The organism is Streptomyces sp. NRRL B-24572 (genome assembly GCF_002156145.1).
Taxonomy (GTDB): domain Bacteria; phylum Actinomycetota; class Actinomycetes; order Streptomycetales; family Streptomycetaceae; genus Streptomyces; species Streptomyces vietnamensis.
This window is the reverse complement of the sequence record NZ_MWIG01001099.1, coordinates 1-396: the sequence shown is the minus strand read 5'-3', so window position 1 is coordinate 396 and position 396 is coordinate 1. Positions and strand designations below refer to the sequence as shown.

Below are 396 nucleotides of genomic sequence, written 5' to 3'. Positions count from 1 at the left end.
CAGCCCGCCGCCGGAACGGGCACCCTGTGCAAGGAGTGCGCCATGGACGCTCCCCAGCGATATTCGCCCAGACGTTTCTTCCGGGACCGCGAAATCAACGTGAAAGTCGGAATCAACTCCGAAGAGACCCTGTGGGAGTGGATGGAAGCAGGCGCACAGCCTCCCCACCCAGAGGGAAGTGTGCCTCTTCCCCCGGAATCCGAGCGGACTTTCTATCGTGGCCAGCCCGATGATGGCTATGCACTCGTCTCTAGGCTCTTCCGGGAAATATGGGCAAACGACCGCGCCGTGACCGAGGGTAAATTGCAGAACACCGAGCAGCAGCTTCTTAGGGTGCTGAAGTTTGGAGAAGGGCTCGGCCGGCTGATGACAGACGGCGAACTCCTCGCCGTCCTC

General features: G+C 61.1%; 1 protein-coding gene. It reads left to right on the top strand.

The window, feature by feature from the left end:
* Positions 1 to 42 precede the first annotated feature (42 nt).
* Positions 43 to 396 (top strand): hypothetical protein (locus tag CCN56_RS42820; RefSeq protein WP_143664836.1); only part of this gene is annotated, 354 nt, incomplete at its 3' end.